The organism is Roseovarius sp. THAF9 (genome assembly GCF_009363715.1).
Lineage (GTDB): Bacteria > Pseudomonadota > Alphaproteobacteria > Rhodobacterales > Rhodobacteraceae > Roseovarius.
The window spans coordinates 3,083,245-3,102,665 of sequence record NZ_CP045404.1 but is presented as its reverse complement, the minus strand read 5'-3'; the positions used below and the strand labels follow the sequence as shown (position 1 = coordinate 3,102,665).

Below are 19,421 nucleotides of genomic sequence, written 5' to 3'. Positions count from 1 at the left end.
CGAGCGGATACTAAAAGTGGTATTCCGCCTTTGCGCAATCCGCAACATCTGGCTGGTCCCGAGACCAAGGCTATTTACTTCGAATGTCCAACTTGGCCCGCCTGCTTTCATTTCGGGAGTTATCCCTGAGAAAAAAGCATTCCAATTGGCGATTGAGACGCCGCTTGTATCTATATCTATGTAAGACTGTCGCCCACCACCAGAGCCTCCATCCTGATAGATGAAGTAGAAGTCGGCCGGCGTTATTCGCCGGAATACGAGCATAGACGCAGTTTTCAAGATATCCTCGTCTGATCAAGAAATCCGGGCAGCAGCCAAGATGTGCTCCCTAGAAAAAAGGTAACAGACCAGACACGTCGCCCACAATGGGGCGCTGCCAAATATTCTCAAACGCTCTGTCTTCGCCCTTGTCGCGGACGTAGATAAGATTCTCGTATGCGGACCTTTCTCCATCGCCTTCTCGGCCTCGCGCGCGCTCGTGGCTTAGGCGCTGCGGCTGGCGGGCGGCGTTGGGAGGGCGCGCAGTCGGTCGACGGCTTGAACGCGGGAACCCCAGCGGGCGTGGCCGAGTGGTATTAGCGGAACAACCCGTGGGTCGCGGCGAGGGCAGTGGACAACCTCTTCGGCAATGTCGTCGGCGCTGGGATAAAGCCTCAGCCCACCCATCCCGACCGCGCGGTGCGCGAACGGCTGCAGGCGCTCTGGCTGCGCTGGACCGATCACGCTGCTCCGGACGGGCTGGCGGCTTCTATGGCCTGGAGGCAATGACCGTGCGCGCGATGGTCAAGAGTGGTTAAAGTTTCTCCAGACTGAAACTCTGAAACTGCTTTTCCCAGTCCAACGGAAACGGCTCCAGCGCACGCGCCAGCGTCAACTCCGGCCCCTGCTTCCCGTCCAGGATCGCCTCGACGATGTTCGGTGCGAGCAGGTTCAGGCGCAGGACGCGGGTCATGTAAGAGTGCGCGATCCCTTCGCGCTTGGCCAAATCGCCGATGGTTGCATACTCGCCTGACTCCAGCATTCGCTTCCAACGGAAGGCGCGGGCCAGTGCCTTTACGAGGGTGTTGTCTGCCCGACGTGGCTGCGGGGCGCCCTCGGGCATCTTAATCTCTTTCCGCGCGCCGCGCTGGACAACCAGAAACGGGACGTGGAGTGTCACGGTCTCGGGGATGGGCGTAGCGCGAGTCATGCCACTTCTCCGGTGCCGCTGGTCTGCATCTCGCGTGCGAGACCGCCGAGGCCATCGACGCGCAGCCGGACATTCAGGCCATCGGTTCCAATGTCCACGCGCTCAACCAGCAGCGCAACAATGCGCGCCTGCTCTGCCGGGAAGAGTTCGTCCCAGAGCGGATCGAGATGCTTGAGTGCTGCGCGGGCGTCGGCCTCGGTGATGTCGTCGGCGTCGGCGCGCGCCGCCTTCCACGTCCCCGCCACGATCTCCGGCTGGCGGAACACGGTGCGCAACTGATCGACGACTGCGGCCTCGATATCTGCGGCGAAGACTCGGCCCACCGGGCACGACCCTGCGCCATGCTTCAGCACCGTCTGGCTGACATAGTAGCGGTAGAGTCTGTCGCCCTTGCGGGTGTGCGTCGGCGAGAAGGCCGCGCCATCGGGGCCAAAGAGCAGCCCCTTTAGCAGCGCTGGCGTCTCGGCGCGGGTGCGGGCGGCGCGCTTACGGGGGCTCTCCTGCAGGATGGCGTGAACGCGGTCCCACGTCTCGCGATCGATGATGGCGTCGTGTTCGCCGGGGTAGCTCTCGCCCTTGTGGACCGCTTCGCCAATAAAGGCGCGGTTGTTAAGCATGCGGTAGAGGTACTTCTTGTCGATCCTGTTGCCCCTTGGTGTGCGGATGCCGCGTTGATCAACTTCGCGCGCCAGTTCTGTTCCCGAGCCGATTTCGAGAAAACGAGCGAAGATCCAACGGACGTGTTCGGCCTTCGCTTCATCGATCCGCAGCTTCCGGTTCTCGACCCGGTAGCCGAAAGGCGGCACGCCGCCCATCCACATGCCCTTGCGCCGAGAAGCGGAGATCTTGTCGCGAATGCGCTCAGCGGTCACCTCGCGCTCGAACTGGGCGAAACTGAGCAGGATGTTCAGCGTCAGCCGCCCCATGGAGGTCGTCGTGTTGAAGGACTGTGTGACCGAGACGAAGGTCACGTCATTGCGGTCGAACACCTCGACCAGCTCGGCGAAGTCGGCGAGCGAGCGGCTGAGGCGGTCGATCTTGTAGACCACCACCACGTCGACCAGCCCGTCCTCGATGTCTTCCAGCAGCCGCTGAAGGCCGGGGCGTTCCAGCGTGCCGCCCGAGATGCCGCCGTCGTCATACTGATCGCGGACCAGCACCCAGCCTTCGGACCGCTGGCTGGCGATGTACGCCTCGCACGCTTCCCGCTGGGCGTGGAGCGAGTTGAACTCCTGCTCCAGCCCTTCCTCGGATGATTTTCGGGTGTAGATCGCGCAACGCAGCTTGCGGATGACTGGCTTCGTCATGTCTGTGCCCTCCGGTTCTTGAGCCCGAAGAAGACCCAGCCGTTCCAGCGCGTGCCTGTGATGGCGCGGGCGATGGCCGAAAGCGATTTGTAGGGTCGCCCTTGCCACTCGAAGCCGTCGCTGGTGACAGTGACGACCTGCTCGACGCCCTGCCATTCCCGGATGAGGCGCGTGCCGGCGATGAGCATGCCGTGATCGGCACGGCGTCGGCTCTTCTTGCGATCACCGCCGTCGAGTTCCTCTCCCAGCCGTTCCAGTCGGCGGGTGGTCTCCGGCTTCAGCCCGCCATAGGTCAGTTCCTGGATGCGGTAGGCCAGGCGGCTTTCGAGGTACCGGCGGTTGAAAGGCGGCGGCTCGCTGTCGAAGAGGTCGCGCCATTGCGCCTTCAGCTCCAGCGTCGAGGCGGTCTTCAGCGCGGCCAGGCGCGCGGGGATCGGGTCTTGCTTTGTCATGCGTGTCCTCCGGTTTCGGTGGTTGCATGACCGCTCCGGTCGGGCGGAGAGTGAAGCAAACTTTCTCCAACCTGTGCAGATACTTCACTTGACTGGCGCTGACGCAGGCGCACCAGGCCAAGTGCCAGGATCTTGCAGAGCGCCGCGCGACGTTCGATGGGCGTCATGTGGAGAGGGGGCAACGCGTTTGCGCCGCTGAGTTCAATTTTGCGCATCGAAGGGCTCTTGTCCGTCTTCAGAGTTTTTCGGACAAGTCGTTTGTTTTGGTAACGGAGGCTCTGGTTCGGTTTCTGTTTGAGTTTAGGCGACCGCGGCTTTGTGCTGCAACCGGCGCTTTCGGATTGTCTGTTTCTTGATCTCCTCTCTCATTTTCAGGATCGTCCGACCCCGACCGTGGTAGACGTCAGCCGGCGTCAGGTTATCCAGGCTCTCGTGGTATCGCCGAGTGTTGTAGTATCCGACGAAGTCGCCGATCTGGCGTTCAAGATCCCCCGGCAGATAGTAGTTCTCCAGCAGAACCCGGTTCTTCATGGTCTGGTGCCAGCGTTCGATCTTGCCCTGGGTCTGTGGGTGGTGCGGCGCTCCGCGGACGTGATCCATACCTTTGGTTCATCGTGTCTAACGTCAGCACCTACCGGACAGATTTAGGTGTTTGAGGAACGGAGGATTTCTGGTTCATCGAAGCCATAATGGAGCGAAGATGAACAAGAGATCCGGAACATCCAAGGATGCTGCTGACAAGCTTGTTAGGGGTATCAAGCGTAAGACCCGCAAGCACTACTCGGCGGAGGAGAAGATCCGCATCGTGCTTGCCGGGATGCGGGGCGAAGAAAGCATAGCGGCCCTGTGCCGTCGTGAAGGGATCGCTGAGAGCCTTTATTACAGCTGGTCGAAGGAGTTTCTTGAGGCTGGGAAGAACCGGCTGGCGGGTGACACAGCCCGTCAGGCGACAGCTCCCGAGGTCAAGGAACTGCGCTCTGAGGCAGCCGCGCTGAAAGAAGTGGTCGCGGAGCTGACACTGGAGAACAGGCTGCTCAAAAAAAGCACGTTCGGGGATGGGGAGGACGACGCATGAGATACCCAGCCTCGGAGAAGCTCGAGATCATTCGGACAGTCGAAGCCTCGCATTTGCCGGTCAGGCGGACCCTGACCATGCTCGGCATTCCCAGCAGCACCTATTACCAGTGGTATGCGCGGTGGGCCGATGGCGGCGTTGACGCTTTGCGTGACACGTCCCCGCGGCCTCGGGCGGTGTGGAACCGCATCCCGGACGAGATCCGCGACGCCTTCGTTGAGTTCGCGCTGGATCATGAGGATCTGACGCCACGGGAATTGGCGGTCAAATACACCGATGAGAAACGGTATTTTGTATCTGAGTCCTCGGCATACCGCATTCTCAAGGCCCAGGACCTGATCACGGCTCCGGCCCATGTGGTGATCCGTGCCGCCGATGAGTTCCGGGACAAGACAACTCGGCCCAACGAACTCTGGCAAACCGACTTCACCTATCTCAAGGTCATCGGTTGGGGCTGGTTCTATCTCAGCACGATCCTCGACGATTACAGCCGCTACATCATCGCGTGGAAGCTCTGCACGACAATGAAGGCCGTGGATGTGACGGACACGCTGGATCTGGCGCTGGAGGCCTCGGGCTGTGCTCATGCGACAGTCGTTCACAAGCCCCGGCTGCTCAGCGACAACGGCTCGTCCTACGTTGCGGCCGACCTGGCCGACTACCTCGATACCAAAGGTATGGATCACGTCCGCGGAGCGCCGCACCACCCACAGACCCAGGGCAAGATCGAACGCTGGCACCAGACCATGAAGAACCGGGTTCTGCTGGAGAACTACTATCTGCCGGGGGATCTTGAACGCCAGATCGGCGACTTCGTCGGATACTACAACACTCGGCGATACCACGAGAGCCTGGATAACCTGACGCCGGCTGACGTCTACCACGGTCGGGGTCGGACGATCCTGAAAATGAGAGAGGAGATCAAGAAACAGACAATCCGAAAGCGCCGGTTGCAGCACAAAGCCGCGGTCGCCTAAACTCAAACAGAAACCGAACCAGAGCCTCCGTTACCAAAACAAACGACTTGTCCGAAAAACTCTGAAGACGGACAACCGCGCGTGTCGTAGAGTGCGGGATATGGGCTATGTGACATCTCTCTTCGCGCGCAAGGTAGTCGCTGCGGCTGGTGACCGAATCGACGCAGCCGAGATGCTGTCTTTGGTCGAAATTGATGTCGATCACCCTTGGAACCCAAAGCAGATGATCCCGGCAGAGCGCTACTACGACCTGCTCGAAAGGATCGCGGACCAGATCGACGTGACCGATCTGCCGGTGCGCACGGGTGCCTCAATGCGGCTTGACGAGTACGGCGCGCTCGGGCTGGCCTTCAAGGCGGCGACGACTCTGGGGGCGTCCTATGCGCGGGTGGAGCGCTATGCGCGCCTATGGACCAGCGTCGCGGAATATGAGCTGCGGCCGACGACCGGGGGCACACTCTTCATCCTGCATCGGGCGGGCGAACGGCGCCTCGGAATGCGGCTGTCGAACGAGGCGACCCTTGCAAGCGCCGTATCCATCGCACGGCAGGTCTGCCCGGAGCCTCTCGCGCCCTTGGAAGTAATGGTCCGGCATCCCGCACCGCGCTCGATTACGGCTCACGAGGAATGGTTTGGCTGCCCAGTGCGTTTCGACACCGATCTGGACGCGATCCTCTATTCCGAAGAAACGCTGGCCCGGCAAAACATCCTCGGGGACGAGGGGATTTCGAGGTATCTTACTTCGCATCTGGACGCCGAACTCTCTGAGATCACCCGGGAGCCCGAGCTGGTGGCGCAGGCGAAAGCCTCCATTGCCCAGGCCCTGAACGAGGGGGCACCGAAGATGGCCGAGATCGCTCATGGTCTCGGACTCAGCGCCCGATCCTTCCACAGGCGGCTCTCCGAGTACGGAATGAACTTTCAGGCGCTCACCGAGCAAACACGCCGCGACCTCGCCGAGGGGCTGTTGCAAGACGAAAGCCGCTCACTGGCCGAAATCGCGTTCCTGACCGGTTTTTCCGAGCAAAGCGCCTTTACCCGGGCGTTCAAGCGTTGGGTCGGCACAACGCCCGCGTCGTTCCGAAAAGACTTGTCCGACCGCTGACCGGCGCATTGGCGGCGGCGGTCAAAAGGCTGACATCGCGGGTCAATACCGAACAGCATCAAAGCGCCTATCCCTTGGATATCGAAACCGAAGCCAAGGAGATAACCGATGCAAGACCAACCAATCCTCGTCATCGGTGCGACCGGCAAGACCGGCCACCGCGTCGCCACCCGCCTCGAGGCGCTCGGTCTTCCAGTGCGCCGCGGCTCACGCAGTTCTGCAACGCCCTTCGACTGGGAGGCGCCGGAGACCTGGGCGCCGGCCCTGCACGGGGCTCGTGCGGCTTATGTCACCTACTTTCCCGATCTCGCCTTCCCCGGCGCCGTGGAAAAGCTCGAGTCGCTTTGCGAAACGGCCCGCGACGTGGATGTCGAGCATCTCGTCCTTCTTTCCGGCCGGGGCGAACACCACGCCCGGCTGGGCGAGGAGGTGGTGCGCAATTCCGGCGTCGACTTCACTATCGTCCGCGCCGCTTGGTTCGCGCAGAACTTCTCCGAAGGTTACCTGCGTGATCCGGTCCTGGCGGGCGTCCTGCCGATGCCTGGCGGCGATGTCGCCGAGCCCATCATCGATATCGACGACATTGCCGACGTCGCCGTCGCGGCGCTGACCGAAGACGGGCACAGGGGCGAACTCTACGAGGTGACCGGCCCACGCCTGATGACATTCGCAGACATGGCGGCCGAGCTGTCTCAGGCGACCGGGCATGAGATCCGGCATATCCCGATCAGCTTCGAGGATTTCCACGGCAATATCGCCGAGGCTGGCGGAACCTTCGCCGCCGACGTCTTCACCGCCATCGCGCGCGAAACTCTGGACGGGCGCAACTCCCACACCACAGACGGCGTGATGCGCGCACTGGGCCGCGCCCCTCGCGACTTCGCGGATTTTGCTCATGAGGCTGCCCGAACCGGGGCCTGGGCAAGTGCCGCCTGACGCCATCCCAGGAAAGGAGAATGACATGAGACCTACCCTGTTCGAAAAGATCGCGCTCGGTATCTCCGGTCTCACCGCGCTCAACATCGGCACTTTCATTCTGTTCGCGCCACACGCATTCTATGCCAGCTACGGCATCCCTCTGGGCCAAGACCCCAACCTGCTGAGCGAGTTGCGCGCCCCCGGCGCCGGTCTTGCAGGGTTCGGTCTTCTGATGCTGCTCGGCATCTGGCGGCACAGAATCCTGCCCGCCGCCATGGTGGCAGCCCTGACGGTCTTCATCGCCTTCCCGGCAGGCCGGCTGGTCGGGCTTGCTTTGGACGGTGTGCCGTTCGGCAGCATCATCGGTGCCCTCGTCGTCGAGCTCTGGATCGCAGCTCTCTGCCTTGCAGCCTTCCACCGGCGTCTCTGGCAGCAAGCAGAAGGCCCATACATAGCGCAGCCCGCTAAATGAATCTGCCGGGGCGGCACGGCCCCTGAAGCTCTGCCGCCTCCCCGCACAAGGAACACTCGTAATGTCCCCCACGTTCTTCTACCTCGCTCACCTCGCTGTCCTCGCCTATGCACTGGTCGGCGGCGTTTTTCTCGCGTTCTCGGATTTCATCATGCGCGCCCTCTCTGTGACCAGCGGTCAAGGTGGAGCGGAGGCGATGCAAGCCGTCAACCGAGAGGTGTTCCGCTGGGTCTTTATGACGCTCTTCCTGGGTCTTGCCGTTTTCTCCCTGGCGCTGATCGTCTATGCAGTTCTGATGTTGACCGGACCAGCGGCGACGCTAATCACAGCGGCGGGGCTGGTCTACATTCTTGGCGGCTTCGGAGTCACGATTGCTTTCAACGTTCCCTTAAACGAAGCGCTGGCCCGCATGGATCTTTCTCGCGAGGCGACCCACGCTTATTGGACAGGAACCTATCTGCCGCGCTGGACATTCTGGAACACGGTTCGAACAATCGCCTGCAGCGTCGCCGCGGCGTTGTTGCTGCTCGGGCTGACGACTGTTTGACAGAGGCGGTTCCCACTGTCCAAAAAATGCGATCTTGAGCGCGGCAGATGATTTGAGGCACTGCGAAGGTCCGGTCTGGAGAAGCTGCGCCGCAGCACTTGGTGATATTCCGGAAGTCCGGAATGGGCCGTGTACGGACGTTGCACTTGACCCCGCCGAGTGCATGAAATACTCCTCTGAATTGTTGAGCGGGCGTTGTGTAATGGTAAGACCTCAGCCTTCCAAGCTGATGATACGGGTTCGATTCCCGTCGCCCGCTCCAAATCTACAGGAACTGAGAACCGAACGCTAAGTATAGCGTATCTGGGTTCTTGATGTCTGTATGTAGATAATTTGGCTGGCTCGATACTTCTCAGGCGGCGCGTATTTTGAAGTGCTTCCATCTTTCTGGACAGTTTTGCAGCGTTCCTAAGGTGTATTGGTTTCAGGTTTCATGCTGTTTTTGTTCTTCCAGGTCGACCTAATTTGCGTCGTCCGGCGTTCGCCGATCAAGTGCGGAATGGGGCCGCTCGGTATTGTAGAATGTCATCCAGTCTTTGACGAGCTTTCGGGCTTGGAAGCCGTCAGTTGTCTCTTCGAGATAGATCGCCTCCTGTTCCGGACTTCGCGACAGCCGTTCGATAAAGATTGCGTCCAGATAGCGCCCACGTCCGTCCATTGATCTGCCCGCTCCCGCTTCGGTTAGCGTCGTGATCCAGGCTGATCGCGTAAACTGCGATCCTTGATCTGTGTTCATGATCTCAGGCCGTCCGTGCCGGGCGATGGCATCGTTCGGGGCCTCGAGACCGTAGTCGGCTTGCATCGTGTCACTGAGCCGCCAAATCAGAACCTTGCGCGAGGCCCAATCCATTATGGCGACTTGATACAGGAAGCCATTCCTGACCGGCGCGAAGGTGGTGTCGGCACACCAGACGTGGTTCGGACGGTCGACTTGTATCTTCCTCGGCAAACAAGGATAGACCGCGTGTTGGGTGTGGGGATGTTCGGGACGCCAAAAGTGTGTCGGCGTCGCAACCGGACTGCTTAAATCCCTAGGCCATAGGTCGACGCGGCGGCGGCGCGAAACAGGCCCACTACGTATTGCTATGGATAAACTGAACGGAAGGGTCTACTAAGCAGTCCATATCGCATCGCGGCAAGCATCCGCCATCGGGGGTGAAAGGCATGATCAACCGTTTAATCCTAGCGATAACGGCCCTGCTGCTTGGTCTGGCCGTGTCGAGCCTGTCCGTGGGACGCGCGGTTTCTCAGCAGGCACAGGAGCCGGTGCCTGTCGTGGTTGTCACGTTGCAGGCGCAGACGGTGACGCTGACCTCGACGTTGCCCGGCCGGGTTGCGGCATCCGCGGAGGCAGAGGTGCGGCCGCAGGTCAATGGTATCATCACGGAACGGCTATTTCGGGAGGGGGGCTTTGTCGAGGAGGGTGACGCGCTTTATCGCATTGATTCCGCGACCTATTCCGCTGCCGTCGAACAGGCGCAGGCGGCGGTGACACAGGCCAGGGTCCAGCTGGATGCAGCAGAGGTCGAGGCCGAACGGCTGGTGGAGCTACGCGAGCGCAACGTGACGAGCGAGCGGGCCTTTGACGAGGCCAAGGCGGTGCGCGACACCGCCGCAGCGGCGGTCGAGGTGGCTGAGGCGCAGTTGCGGTCGGCCGAGATCGAGTTGGAGCGCACTACGATCCGGGCGCGCCTGTCGGGCGAGATCGGCCTAGCGCGGACCAGTCCCGGGGCGCTGGTGACAGCAAGCCAAGCCGAGCCCTTGGCGGTGATCCGGGATATCGACCCTGTTTACGTGGACGTCACCCAATCGGCCGCCGACCTGCTGCGGTGGACTCGCGGACAGACTGAGGACCAGTTGAGCAATGCCGATACGACGGTGCGTCTGACGCTGGCGGACGGGTCCGAATTTGACGAGACGGGCACGATCACCGCTGCGGAGCCGAATGTTGATCCGCAGACCGGCGTAGTGGTGCTGCGAATGCAATTCGAAAATCCCGACCGCCTGCTCTTGCCGGGGATGTACGTCCAGGTCGAGCTGCCGGTGGGCACCGCCGAGAACGTTCTGTTGGTGCCGCAGGAAGCGGTGCAGCGCGACCGGCGCGGACGCCCCATCACCTGGGTCGTGACCGCCGAGAATGTCGTCGAGGAGCGCCAGGTGACCATCCTTCAGGACCGCGGTGCCGAATGGGTAGTCAACGGCGGGATGCAGGACGGCGACCGGGTGATCGTCGCCGGGTTCCAGAAGACCGGGGTTGGCGCGGCCGTCGCGCCAGAAGAGCGCGAAGCGCCACAGGCCGAGGCGACCGACGACGCAAACGAAGACCCCGCCGAGGCGGACGACCAGAAATCCCCATAAGGATTCACTCCCATGGCGCGCTTTTTCATTGATCGCCCGGTTTTTGCCTGGGTTATCGCGATCCTGATCATGGGGGTCGGGGTACTGGCGATCCGCATCCTGCCGATTGCGCAGTATCCGGAAATCGCGCCGCCCTCGGTCACGATCAGCGCGAATTACCCCGGCGCTTCGGCCGAGACGGTCGCCAACACGGTGACTCAGGTAATCGAACAGCAGATGACCGGGCTGGACGGGTTGCGGTATTTCTCGTCCAACTCGACATCGGCGGGGCAATCGAGCATCACGCTGACCTTCGAGACCGGCACGGATGCCGATATCGCGCAGGTTCAGGTGCAGAACAAGCTGTCGCGCGCAACGCCTTTGCTGCCGGAAACGGTGCAGCGGCAGGGCGTGACGGTCGAGAAATCTTCGGCCGGCTTCCTGATGGTGATCGGGATGATCTCGCGCGGGGACGGGTTCGACCAGGTGGACCTGTCGGATTACATGGTCACCAACCTTGTCGATGAGCTGAGCCGGGTCGAGGGGGTCGGGTCAGTTCAGGTGTTCGGCGCGCAATACGCGATGCGGATCTGGCTGGACCCGTCCAAGCTTGCCGCGTTCGAACTGACGCCTGCTGATGTGGTGAATGCTGTGTCGGCGCAGAACGCGCAAATTTCGGCGGGGGCGTTTGGCTCGCGGCCGACGGTCGAGGGGCAGCAGCTGAACGCCACGATCACCGCGCAGTCGCTGCTGACTTCGCCCGAGGATTTCCGCCAGATCGTATTGCGGGCCGAGACCGATGGCGGGCTGGTGCTGCTGGATGACGTGGCGCGCGTCGAGATAGGCGCAGAGAATTATGCCACCATCGCGCGCTTCAACCAGGACCCGGCGGCGGGCCTTGCCGTCAGCCTGGCACCGGGGGCCAACGCGCTGGACACGGCAGAAGCGGTCAAGGCTCGGATGGCCGAGTTCGCAGAGTTCTTTCCCGAAGGCGTGGAATACGTCATTCCCTACGACACGACGCCGTTCGTGCTGATCTCGATCGAGGAAGTCATAAAGACGTTGTTCGAAGCGATCCTGCTGGTGTTCCTGGTGATGTTCCTCTTTATGCAGAACCTGCGCGCGACGCTCATTCCGACGCTGGCGGTGCCGGTGGTCCTGCTTGGGACCTTCGGCGTTCTGGCGGCGGCCGGATTCACGATCAACACGTTGACGATGCTGGCGATGGTGCTGGCGATCGGCCTGCTGGTGGACGACGCGATCGTGGTGGTCGAGAATGTCGAGCGGATCATGGAGGAAGAAGGCTTGCCCCCGCGCGAGGCAACCTACAAGTCCATGGGGCAGATCACCGGCGCGCTGATCGGCATTGCGCTGGTGCTGTCGGCGGTGTTCGTGCCGATGGCGTTCTTTCCCGGCTCGACCGGCGTGATCTACAAGCAGTTCGCGATCACGATCGTGTCGGCGATGGCGCTGTCGGTGGTGGTCGCGCTGACTCTGACACCGGCTCTGTGCGCGACGATCCTGAAACACAAAGACCGCGACAAGAAAAAGGGCGCTTTCGGCTGGTTCAACCGCGGGTTCGACTCGGTGCTGAATCGCTATGGCGGCACCGTCGCCTGGACCGTCAAGCGCCCTTTCCGGGTGGCGATCGTCTATCTTGCACTGGCCGTCGCGATGGCCTTTTTGTTTACGCGTACGCCGACCGCGTTTCTGCCGGACGAGGACCAGGGCATTTTGTTCACGCTGATTCAGACACCGACCGGCGCCACCGCCGAGCGGACGCTGGACGTGCTGGAACAGGTCGAGGAATACTACCTTACCCAGGAAACCGAGACGGTGAATTCGATGTTTGGCGTCGTCGGGTTCAGCTTTGCCGGACAGGGCCAGAACATGGGCATCGCCTTTGTGCAGCTGAAGGACTGGGACGAGCGCAAGTCGCCCGCGCAAAGCGTGCAGGCGCTGGCCGGACGCGCCTTTGGCGCGCTGAGCGGGATACGCGATGCGATGGTATTTCCCATCGTGCCGCCTTCGGTGATCGAGCTTGGTAACGTGTCGGGGTTTGACGTGTACCTTCAGGCGCGTGGTGGGCAGAGCCACGAGGAGTTGTTGCAGGCGCGAAATCAATTGCTGGGACTGGCCTCGCAGAGCGAGCTGATCGCGTCGGCCCGGCCGAACGGGCTGGAGGACGCGTCACAATACAATCTGGATATTGACTGGCGCAAGGCGGGTGCGATGGGCGTGACGGCCAATGACGTGGGCCAGTTGCTGACGGTGGCGTGGGCTGGGTCCTACGTGAACGACTTCATCGACCAGGGCCGGATCAAGCGTGTCTATGTACAGGGGGGCGCGCCAGATCGCGCCAATCCGTCCGACATCGACAAGTGGCGGGTGCGCAATGCCAGCGGCGGCCTGGTGCCGTTCTCGAATTTCGCGAAAGGGTCGTGGAACTACGGGCCTCAGGGCCTTTATCGGTTCAACGGTGTCCCATCGATGCAATTGCAGGGCGCACCGGCCCCCGGCGTGTCGACCGGGGCCGCGATGGCCGAGATGGAGCGGCTGGCCGAACAGCTGCCGCCCGGATTCGCGCTGTCGTGGACCGGCCTATCGCTGGAGGAGCGGCAATCGGGCAACCAGGCACCGTTGCTATATGCGCTTTCTCTGGCGGCGGTGTTCCTTTCGCTGGCCGCTTTGTATGAAAGCTGGTCGATCCCCTTTGCGGTTATGCTGGCCATGCCGATCGGCGTGGTGGGGGCTTTGTCGGCGGCCTATTTCGGTGGATTCGACAACGGAGTTTTCTTTCAGGTCGGATTGCTGACGGTAATCGGCCTGACGGGCAAGAACGCGATTCTTATCGTGGAATTCGCGCGAGACAGGCATGTCGCCGGCGAGCGCGTCATCGACGCGGTGGTCGAGGCGGCGCGGCAGCGGTTTCGGCCGATCATAATGACGTCGATGGCGTTCTCTTTGGGTGTGCTGCCCTTGGTGCTGAGTTCCGGCGCGGGGTCAGGCGGGCGCAACGCGATTGGCTCGGGCGTGCTGGGCGGGACGATATCCGGCACGGTTCTGGGGGTAATTTTTGTGCCGTTGTTTTTCGTAATCGTCACCCGGCTGTTCCGTTTTGGTCGGAAGACCGACAAGGGCGCCAAAGCCGAATAGGGGCTTTGGTGCCTTTGGATGGCGGCGATTGACAGGCGCGTGCGTCGCGTGCGCCCGAATTTTGGTGAAATGAATGGTTTAGGGCACGGAGTCTGATAAGGCCCGACGGTGCGTAGATTGCAACTTGGATTATACTGACGCAGGGTGCTGAAAACGCCCGGAACGGAGATGTCCCATGTTGCAGACCAAACCCGCCAGCCCCCCCAATATTGCCCACTGGAAAGAACGTGTCGAACTGGCTGCGGCGTTTCGCTGGACCGCCCGACTGAACATGCATGAGGCTGTGGCGAACCATTTCAGCCTGTCGGTCAACGAGGATGGCACGCAGTTCCTAATGAACCCCAACCAGGTACATTTCAGCCGGGTGAAAGCATCGGACCTGCTGATGATCGACGCCAATGATCCCCAGACGCTGGAGCGGCCCGGCGCGCCCGATCCGACTGCATGGGGGCTGCATGGCGGGGTGCATCGGGCCTGTCCGCACCATCGCTGCCTGATGCATGTGCATTCGATTCACGCCACGGTGCTGGCTAGCCTGGCTGACAGCACTCTGCCGCCGATCGACCAGAACTGTGCCACGTTTTTCAACCGCTATGTCATAGATGACGGCTATGGCGGGCTTGCCTTTGAGGATGAGGGTGAGCGCTGTGCGCAGATGTTGGGTGATGCGTCGAAGAAGGTGATGATCATGGGCAATCACGGTATTTTGGTGATGGGCGATACCGTCGCGGATTGCTTCAACCGGATGTACTATTTCGAGCGGGCGGCCGAGACGTATATCCGGGCATTGCAGACCGGCCAGCCGCTGCGGGTGCTGTCGGACGAGGTGGCCGAGAAGACCGCGCGCGAGATGGAAGAGTACCCGGGGCAGGGCGACCGGCACCTGGCGGAACTGATGGCGATCCTGGATGAGGAAGGGTCGGATTACGCCGCGTGAGGTGGGGCGGGCCAAATCTTTTGCAGAAAAGATTTGGCAAAAGCTTTTTGAAGGCTTTTGCCGTCAGGCGCGACCGGCCTCCGAGGAGAGCGTGACGGAACTGACGCCCAGCTTTTGCAGGGCGGATTCCCACTTGGTTGCGTCGGCGTGCGAGAACACGATTTCCTTGTCGGCCTCGACCGTGAGCCACGCGTTCTGGGACAACTCGCTTTCCAGCTGGCCGGGGCCCCAGCCGGCATAGCCCAAGGCCACGATGTTGCGCAGCGGGCCACGGCCAAGCGCCAGATCCTCGAGGATGTCCATCGTCGCGGTCATGGCGAAATTGTCGTTCACGTCGAGCGTCGAGATTGCCGAATGGTAGCCGTAATCATGCAGAACAAACCCGCGGCCATGTTCCACAGGACCGCCGAAATGTACGGGCAGGTTCGTCATGTCGCGCCCTTGCGCGATCTCGAGTTGCTCCAGCAGGTCGCTGAGGCGCAGGTCGTCGGCGCGCTTGTTGACGATGAGACCCATGGCGCCCTCTGGGGAATGGGCGCAGATGAAGACGACCGATTGGGCGAAGCGGTCGTCGCCCATGGCAGGCATGGCGATCAGCAGTTTTCCGGTCAGGTCGATGTCGCTCAAGGCGGTCCCCGGTGGTTTGGTTTCATCTCCCATGATGGGGGTGCGGGGCGTTCTGTGCAACCATCCTGCCTTGAGATTGCCGGGATTTCTCGCTTCAATGTGAATTGGCAAAGCCGCTGAAACACGCCATGAGAGGCCCCATGCAAAAGTTCATGACCCTTTTGAAAGCCGCCCTGATCGCGGCCTGTGCCGGGCCGGTGTCGGCCCAGGATACTGCTGATATGGTGCGCGTTGATGTGCTGCCCGGATGGCGGGCGTCGGATGGCAGTCACTACGCGGGGCTGCGGCTGGACTTGGCGCCGGGGTGGAAGACCTATTGGCGCAGTCCGGGCGAGGCCGGTGTGCCGCCATTGTTCAACTGGCGCGGGTCGCGCAACCTTGCCGGGCTGGAGGTGATCTGGCCCGCGCCCAAGCCGGTGCCGCAATTCGGGTTCATGACCATCGGGTACGATGATGACGTGGTTGTGCCGTTGCACATTCGCCCCAAAGCGGGCGGGCGTGACGTGCGGTTGGAGGGCCAATTGGAGATCGGCGTGTGCAAGGATATCTGTGTGCCGGTCAGCGTCAACGTGGCGCAGGTCTTGCCGGGTGCCGCGAAGAAGCCGGATCCGGCCATCGTCGCGGCCCTGACCGAGCGGCCTTATGGTGCCGACGAGGCCGGGGTGCGGAGCGTGGCGTGCCGGTTGTCGCCGGTGGCGGGTGGCGTGCAACTGACCGCGACGATCCGGATGCCAAAGCTGGGCGTGTCGGAATACGCGGTGGTTGAATCGAGCGACCCCAAGGTCTGGGTTTCGCCGCCCGAGACCACGCGGCAGGGCAACAGCCTGATCGCGCGGACGGTGTTGAGCCATGTCGACGGGCGGTCCTTTGCGGTCGATCGCAGGGGTCTGCGCTTTACCGTGCTGAGCCGGGGCGGCGCCGTGGATATTCAGGGCTGTTCGGCGGGCTGACGTCGCATGGCGTGGCGGATCGCGACCATGGCGTAGAGCAGTAGCACGATCAGTAGGCTTCCCGCGATGAAAAGCACCAGTGCTGTCGGCATCGGGGATGCAAGGGCCAGCGCGGCGAGCGGCCCGGGCAGGTTGCCGGTCAGTGCCGCATAGCCCAGCGTGGCGGCGAAGAGCGCCGAGATGGCCACCGCGCCCGCCAGCATAACACCACGCAATTCTCTCGGTTTGGAGCGCAGGGCGCGGCGCAGGGAAGCGGTCTGGCGCGCGACGTCGGACTGGATGGCAATGATAGCGGGCACCAGCAGCAGGACGAGGACCATGCCGAAGGCCAGGCCATAGACCAGCGTGATCACGGTGGGTTTGATGAACTGCGCCTGGGTCGATTGCTCGAACAGTAGCGGGGTGAGGCCCAGCACAGTGGTGAGCGTCGTCAGCATGACGGGGCGCAGGCGGTCGACGGCGCCTTCGATGATCGCGGGGATAATCCCGCGCTCCTTGGCGTAATCGTCGATCGTGGTCACCAACACGATCGAGTCGTTGATGATGATGCCGGTCATGCCCAAGAGCCCCACGACTGTGAACATCGACAGCGGCACCTCCCAGTAGGCGTGCCCGTAGATCGTGCCGACAAGACCGAAGGGGATGATCGACATCACCACGATGGGCCGCGTCCAGCTGGCGAAGACCCAGGCGAGGACGAGGTAGATGCCGGTCAGCGTCAGGATTAGGCCGAGGCGGGCGTCGTTCAGAAACTCGCTTTCCTGTTCGGCGAGGCCGCCAAGCTGCCATTCGACCTGGTGGACGCTGGCGATGCGGGGCAGAATCTCGGTCTCGAGCGCGGTGCTGATCTCGGCGGCGCGGGCGGGGTCATCCTCGGAAATGTCGCCGGTGACGTTGATGTGGCGGATGCCGTTCTCGCGCCGGATGGTGGAGAAGCCGACACGCTCGGTCACGCTGACGATATCGGCCAGGGGCACGTAGGCGCCAGTGGGCGCGCGGATCTGCATGCGCTCCAGGAAGTCGGCGGTAAGTTCGGATTCCGGCACCTCGACGCGGATCTCGGCGCTGCGGGCGCTGTCGGGATAGGTCGCGGCCTCGATCCCGTTCAGGCGATGGCGCAGGACCGTGCCCAGGTCGTCGATTGTAAAGCCGAGTGCCTGGCCCTGCGGCGTGAGTTCGAGGATCAGTTCCTGCTTGTCATAGGCGAGGTTGTCCTCGACCGCCGACACCTCCGGGTAGTCGAGCAGCGCGGATTTCAGCGCCTCGGAGGCGTCTTTCAGCGTCTCGGCGGTGGCGCCGTAGAATTCTACGTCGAGCGCGTCGCCGCCGGGGCCCGAGCGCCAGCCGCGAAAGCTGAGTTCCTCGGTCAGGGGGTGGCGGGTGACGGCGTCTTGCAACTCGGCCACGAAGGCGAAGGAGGAATAGGGGCGCAGGTCGGGGTCGATGAGTTCGATGGAGATGCCGCCAAGCTGGTCGGGTTCCTTGGTGTCGGCACCGGCGAGGCCACCGCCGGAATTGCCGCCGATCTGGGCGATGGCGAACTTGATGGGGTTGGCGCCGTGGCGGTCCTCGTAGTCGGCGCCGAGGTCTTCGACGGCGGTCTGGATCTGGCGCATCATGGCCAGCGTATCCTCGCGCGTGGCGCCGGGGGCCATGGAGAAGTTGCCGGTCACGCTGCCGCGTTCCGGTGCGTTGAAGAAGCGCCACTGCACGTCGCCCTTGATGAAGAGCGCGGCCTGGGAGGCCAACAATACGACGATCCCCGCCAGCACGGGGTAACGGGCGCGGATGACCAGTGCAATGAACGGGCGGAAGGCGCGTTCGCGCAGCCATACGAAGCCGCGGTTTACGGTCCGGGAGGGCCAGTCGTACCAGCGTTCCTTGCCCGCATGGGCCAGCGCATGAGACATGTGGTGCGGCAGGATCAGAAAGCATTCCACGAGCGAGGCCGACAGGACGACGATCACGGTGAAGGGGATGTCGATGATAAGATCGCCGAAGCGTCCGCCGATGGCGACCAGCCCGAAGAAGGCAATGAGCGTGGTGAGGGTGGCGGAGAAAACGGGCAGCGCCATGCGCTGGGCGGAGCGTTCGGCGGCCTGAACGGGGCTTTCACGATATTTGCGCACACGGGCGTCGGCATGTTCGCCCACCACGATGGCATCGTCCACCACGATGCCGAGCGTGATGATCAGTGCGAAGAGCGAGATCATGTTGATCGTCAGCCCGGCCACGTACATCAGCGCTATCGTGGCGAGCATCGCCACGGGGATGCCTGCCGCGACCCAGAAGGCGGTGCGAGCGTTGAGGAACAGGAACAGCAGCGACACCACTAGCAGAAGGCCGGTCAGCCCATTGTCCATGAGCATGTCGAGGCGGCCCGAGATCGCGTCGGAGCGGGTGTTGATCAGCGTCAGTTCCGTGCCTTCGGGCAAGGTGGATTCCATCCGGGTGGCGATCTCTTCGACCTGGGCCTGGATGGCGAGCGCATCGCCATTGGCGGAGCGGTCGACGCGGATCTGAAGGGCAGGGTTGTCGCCAACGAAGTACTGGCGTTCGCGGTCGATGCCTTCGACGCGCACGTCGGCCACGTCGCCGATCGTCAGCTTGGAGCCGTCGGGGTTGGAGCGCAGGATCAGCGCCTCGATCTGGTCGGTGTCGCGTTTCTCGGTGCCGATGCGAACGCGTGTGGCTCCGCCGGTCACGTCGCCCGCGGGGTCGGTGTCGGCCTCGGCGGCGATCACGGCGGCGATCTCGGCCATGGTGATGTCATAGGCGATGAGGTTGGTGGTGGGCACTTCGACAATGGTGTGCGGCGCGGCGACGCCCTGAAGCGTGGTCCGGGTGACGCCGGCGTCGTAGAGGCGGGTGACCAGCTCGTCGGCGAACTGCCCGAGCTGGGGCGTGGCGACGGGACCGGTGAGGACGATATCGGTGACGCGGTCGCGCCAAGCGCCACGGGTGACGCGCGGCTCCTCGGCCTCTTCGGGCAGGTCGGTGATGCTGTCGACGGCGGCCGAGACGTCATCGGCGGCGCGGCCCATGTCCCAGCCGGGTTCGAATTCAAGCTGGATGCTGGCGGTGTTCTCGCGCGAGGTGGCCTGCGAAGTCTCGACGCCCTCGACGGCCAGAAGCGCGGGTTCGAGCACCTGCACGATGCCGGCGTCGATATCCTCGGCGCTGGCGCCGTCCCAGAGGACCGAGACGCTGACCTCGTCGATGACTACATCGGGGAAGAACTGGGCCTGCATCCGGGGGGCGGCGGCGAGGCCAAGGACCACGAGCACCACCAGCAGAAGGTTCGCCGCCGTGGGGTGGCGGGTGAAATAGGACAGGATGCCGCCGGCGCGGTCGGGCAGGTCGCGCACCATG

16 protein-coding genes, 1 tRNA gene and 1 pseudogene are annotated in these 19,421 nt (G+C 62.7%); 11 read left to right on the top strand and 7 right to left on the bottom strand.

Features of this window, described 5'->3' with window-relative positions; all coding sequences use genetic code 11:
- The first annotated feature begins 609 nt into the window (after positions 1-609).
- Positions 610-768: a hypothetical protein gene (locus FIU86_RS22855; RefSeq protein ID WP_254703855.1), complete on the top strand. Its 159-nt coding sequence runs from the start codon at positions 610-612 to the stop codon at positions 766-768.
- Positions 769-793: 25 nt separating this feature from the next.
- Here the strand turns inward: FIU86_RS22855 and FIU86_RS15335 are convergent, their stop codons facing one another.
- The 4 genes and pseudogenes from FIU86_RS15335 to FIU86_RS15315 form a co-directional block, all read right to left on the bottom strand.
- Positions 794-1,189, bottom strand: coding sequence for a hypothetical protein (locus FIU86_RS15335; protein ID WP_152475880.1), 396 nt, complete (start codon positions 1,187-1,189; stop codon positions 794-796).
- Positions 1,186-2,496, bottom strand: a complete 1,311-nt coding sequence (locus tag FIU86_RS15330) for a recombinase family protein (protein WP_152475879.1) — start codon at positions 2,494-2,496, stop codon at positions 1,186-1,188. Before FIU86_RS15330 ends, FIU86_RS15335 begins: the two co-directional genes overlap by 4 nt.
- A complete protein-coding gene (locus tag FIU86_RS15325; RefSeq protein WP_152475878.1) occupies positions 2,493-2,948 on the bottom strand; it encodes a DUF2924 domain-containing protein in 456 nt (151 codons plus the stop codon). The genes FIU86_RS15330 and FIU86_RS15325 overlap by 4 nt, the downstream gene beginning before the upstream one ends.
- 300 nt (positions 2,949-3,248) lie before the next feature.
- Positions 3,249-3,554 (bottom strand): annotated as a pseudogene (locus FIU86_RS15315) (integrase core domain-containing protein); the annotation flags it as partial.
- A 94-nt stretch (positions 3,555-3,648) separates the two neighbouring features.
- On the opposite strand from FIU86_RS15315, the gene FIU86_RS15310 reads away from it, so the two are divergent.
- The 6 genes from FIU86_RS15310 to FIU86_RS15285 all read left to right on the top strand — a co-directional run bounded on the left by FIU86_RS15310 (position 3,649) and on the right by FIU86_RS15285 (position 8,304).
- A protein-coding gene (locus tag FIU86_RS15310) for an IS3 family transposase (RefSeq protein WP_152473331.1) occupies positions 3,649-5,000 on the top strand; the annotation gives its coding sequence in 2 pieces (ribosomal slippage) (positions 3,649-3,985 and positions 3,985-5,000; 1,353 coding nt in all).
- A 100-nt stretch (positions 5,001-5,100) separates the two neighbouring features.
- Positions 5,101-6,105 (top strand): AraC family transcriptional regulator, encoded by a 1,005-nt coding sequence (locus FIU86_RS15305; RefSeq protein ID WP_152475876.1) that lies wholly within the window; start codon positions 5,101-5,103, stop codon positions 6,103-6,105.
- A gap of 108 nt (positions 6,106-6,213) precedes the next feature.
- Positions 6,214-7,041 (top strand): NAD(P)H-binding protein, encoded by an 828-nt coding sequence (locus FIU86_RS15300; protein WP_152475875.1) that lies wholly within the window; start codon positions 6,214-6,216, stop codon positions 7,039-7,041.
- A gap of 25 nt (positions 7,042-7,066) precedes the next feature.
- Complete coding sequence (locus FIU86_RS15295; protein ID WP_152475874.1) at positions 7,067-7,495, top strand: DUF4345 domain-containing protein; 429 nt, start codon at positions 7,067-7,069, stop codon at positions 7,493-7,495.
- A gap of 61 nt (positions 7,496-7,556) precedes the next feature.
- Positions 7,557-8,042, top strand: a complete 486-nt coding sequence (locus FIU86_RS15290; RefSeq protein ID WP_152475873.1) for a DUF1772 domain-containing protein — start codon at positions 7,557-7,559, stop codon at positions 8,040-8,042.
- 188 nt (positions 8,043-8,230) lie between these two features.
- Positions 8,231-8,304 (top strand) — tRNA-Gly (locus FIU86_RS15285).
- A 198-nt stretch (positions 8,305-8,502) separates the two neighbouring features.
- Here the strand turns inward: FIU86_RS15285 and FIU86_RS15280 are convergent.
- Complete coding sequence (locus FIU86_RS15280) at positions 8,503-8,991, bottom strand: DDE-type integrase/transposase/recombinase (RefSeq protein ID WP_172977520.1); 489 nt, start codon at positions 8,989-8,991, stop codon at positions 8,503-8,505.
- Positions 8,992-9,206: 215 nt separating this feature from the next.
- Between FIU86_RS15280 and FIU86_RS15275 the strand changes: the two genes are divergently transcribed.
- The 3 genes from FIU86_RS15275 (at position 9,207) to FIU86_RS15265 (ending at position 14,472) form a co-directional block, all read left to right on the top strand.
- The gene (locus tag FIU86_RS15275; protein ID WP_152475871.1) at positions 9,207-10,400 is read left to right on the top strand and encodes an efflux RND transporter periplasmic adaptor subunit; all 1,194 of its coding nucleotides are present in this window, start codon (positions 9,207-9,209) and stop codon (positions 10,398-10,400) included.
- 12 nt (positions 10,401-10,412) lie between these two features.
- Positions 10,413-13,535, top strand: a complete 3,123-nt coding sequence (locus tag FIU86_RS15270) for an efflux RND transporter permease subunit (RefSeq protein ID WP_152475870.1) — start codon at positions 10,413-10,415, stop codon at positions 13,533-13,535.
- Positions 13,536-13,710: 175 nt separating this feature from the next.
- Complete coding sequence (locus FIU86_RS15265) at positions 13,711-14,472, top strand: class II aldolase and adducin N-terminal domain-containing protein (RefSeq protein ID WP_152475869.1); 762 nt, start codon at positions 13,711-13,713, stop codon at positions 14,470-14,472.
- Between the two features lie 63 nt (positions 14,473-14,535).
- On the opposite strand, the gene FIU86_RS15260 is transcribed toward FIU86_RS15265, so the two are convergent.
- Positions 14,536-15,090, bottom strand: coding sequence for a YqgE/AlgH family protein (locus FIU86_RS15260; protein WP_152477180.1), 555 nt, complete (start codon positions 15,088-15,090; stop codon positions 14,536-14,538).
- Positions 15,091-15,239: 149 nt separating this feature from the next.
- Here FIU86_RS15260 and FIU86_RS15255 point away from each other — a divergent pair, with 149 nt between their 5' ends.
- Positions 15,240-16,049 (top strand): protein-disulfide reductase DsbD domain-containing protein, encoded by an 810-nt coding sequence (locus FIU86_RS15255; protein WP_152475868.1) that lies wholly within the window; start codon positions 15,240-15,242, stop codon positions 16,047-16,049.
- On the opposite strand, the gene FIU86_RS15250 is transcribed toward FIU86_RS15255, so the two are convergent.
- Positions 16,028-19,420, bottom strand: a complete 3,393-nt coding sequence (locus tag FIU86_RS15250) for an efflux RND transporter permease subunit (RefSeq protein ID WP_152475867.1) — start codon at positions 19,418-19,420, stop codon at positions 16,028-16,030. The two genes, FIU86_RS15255 and FIU86_RS15250, sit on opposite strands and share 22 nt — an antisense overlap.
- Position 19,421 lies beyond the last annotated feature (1 nt).

What these genes read in the sequence shown, in the direction of transcription:
- FIU86_RS15335 (WP_152475880.1), bottom strand. Translation starts at nt 1,189, where the DNA reads ATGACTCGCGCTACGCCCATCCCCGAGACCGTGACACTCCACGTCCCG.
- FIU86_RS15330 (WP_152475879.1), bottom strand. Translation starts at nt 2,496, where the DNA reads ATGACGAAGCCAGTCATCCGCAAGCTGCGTTGCGCGATCTACACCCGA.
- FIU86_RS15325 (WP_152475878.1), bottom strand. Translation starts at nt 2,948, where the DNA reads ATGACAAAGCAAGACCCGATCCCCGCGCGCCTGGCCGCGCTGAAGACC.
- FIU86_RS15305 (WP_152475876.1), top strand. Translation starts at nt 5,101, where the DNA reads ATGGGCTATGTGACATCTCTCTTCGCGCGCAAGGTAGTCGCTGCGGCT.
- FIU86_RS15300 (WP_152475875.1), top strand. Translation starts at nt 6,214, where the DNA reads ATGCAAGACCAACCAATCCTCGTCATCGGTGCGACCGGCAAGACCGGC.
- FIU86_RS15295 (WP_152475874.1), top strand. Translation starts at nt 7,067, where the DNA reads ATGAGACCTACCCTGTTCGAAAAGATCGCGCTCGGTATCTCCGGTCTC.
- FIU86_RS15290 (WP_152475873.1), top strand. Translation starts at nt 7,557, where the DNA reads ATGTCCCCCACGTTCTTCTACCTCGCTCACCTCGCTGTCCTCGCCTAT.
- FIU86_RS15275 (WP_152475871.1), top strand. Translation starts at nt 9,207, where the DNA reads ATGATCAACCGTTTAATCCTAGCGATAACGGCCCTGCTGCTTGGTCTG.
- FIU86_RS15270 (WP_152475870.1), top strand. Translation starts at nt 10,413, where the DNA reads ATGGCGCGCTTTTTCATTGATCGCCCGGTTTTTGCCTGGGTTATCGCG.
- FIU86_RS15265 (WP_152475869.1), top strand. Translation starts at nt 13,711, where the DNA reads ATGTTGCAGACCAAACCCGCCAGCCCCCCCAATATTGCCCACTGGAAA.
- FIU86_RS15255 (WP_152475868.1), top strand. Translation starts at nt 15,240, where the DNA reads ATGCAAAAGTTCATGACCCTTTTGAAAGCCGCCCTGATCGCGGCCTGT.
- FIU86_RS15250 (WP_152475867.1), bottom strand. Translation starts at nt 19,420, where the DNA reads ATGGTGCGCGACCTGCCCGACCGCGCCGGCGGCATCCTGTCCTATTTC.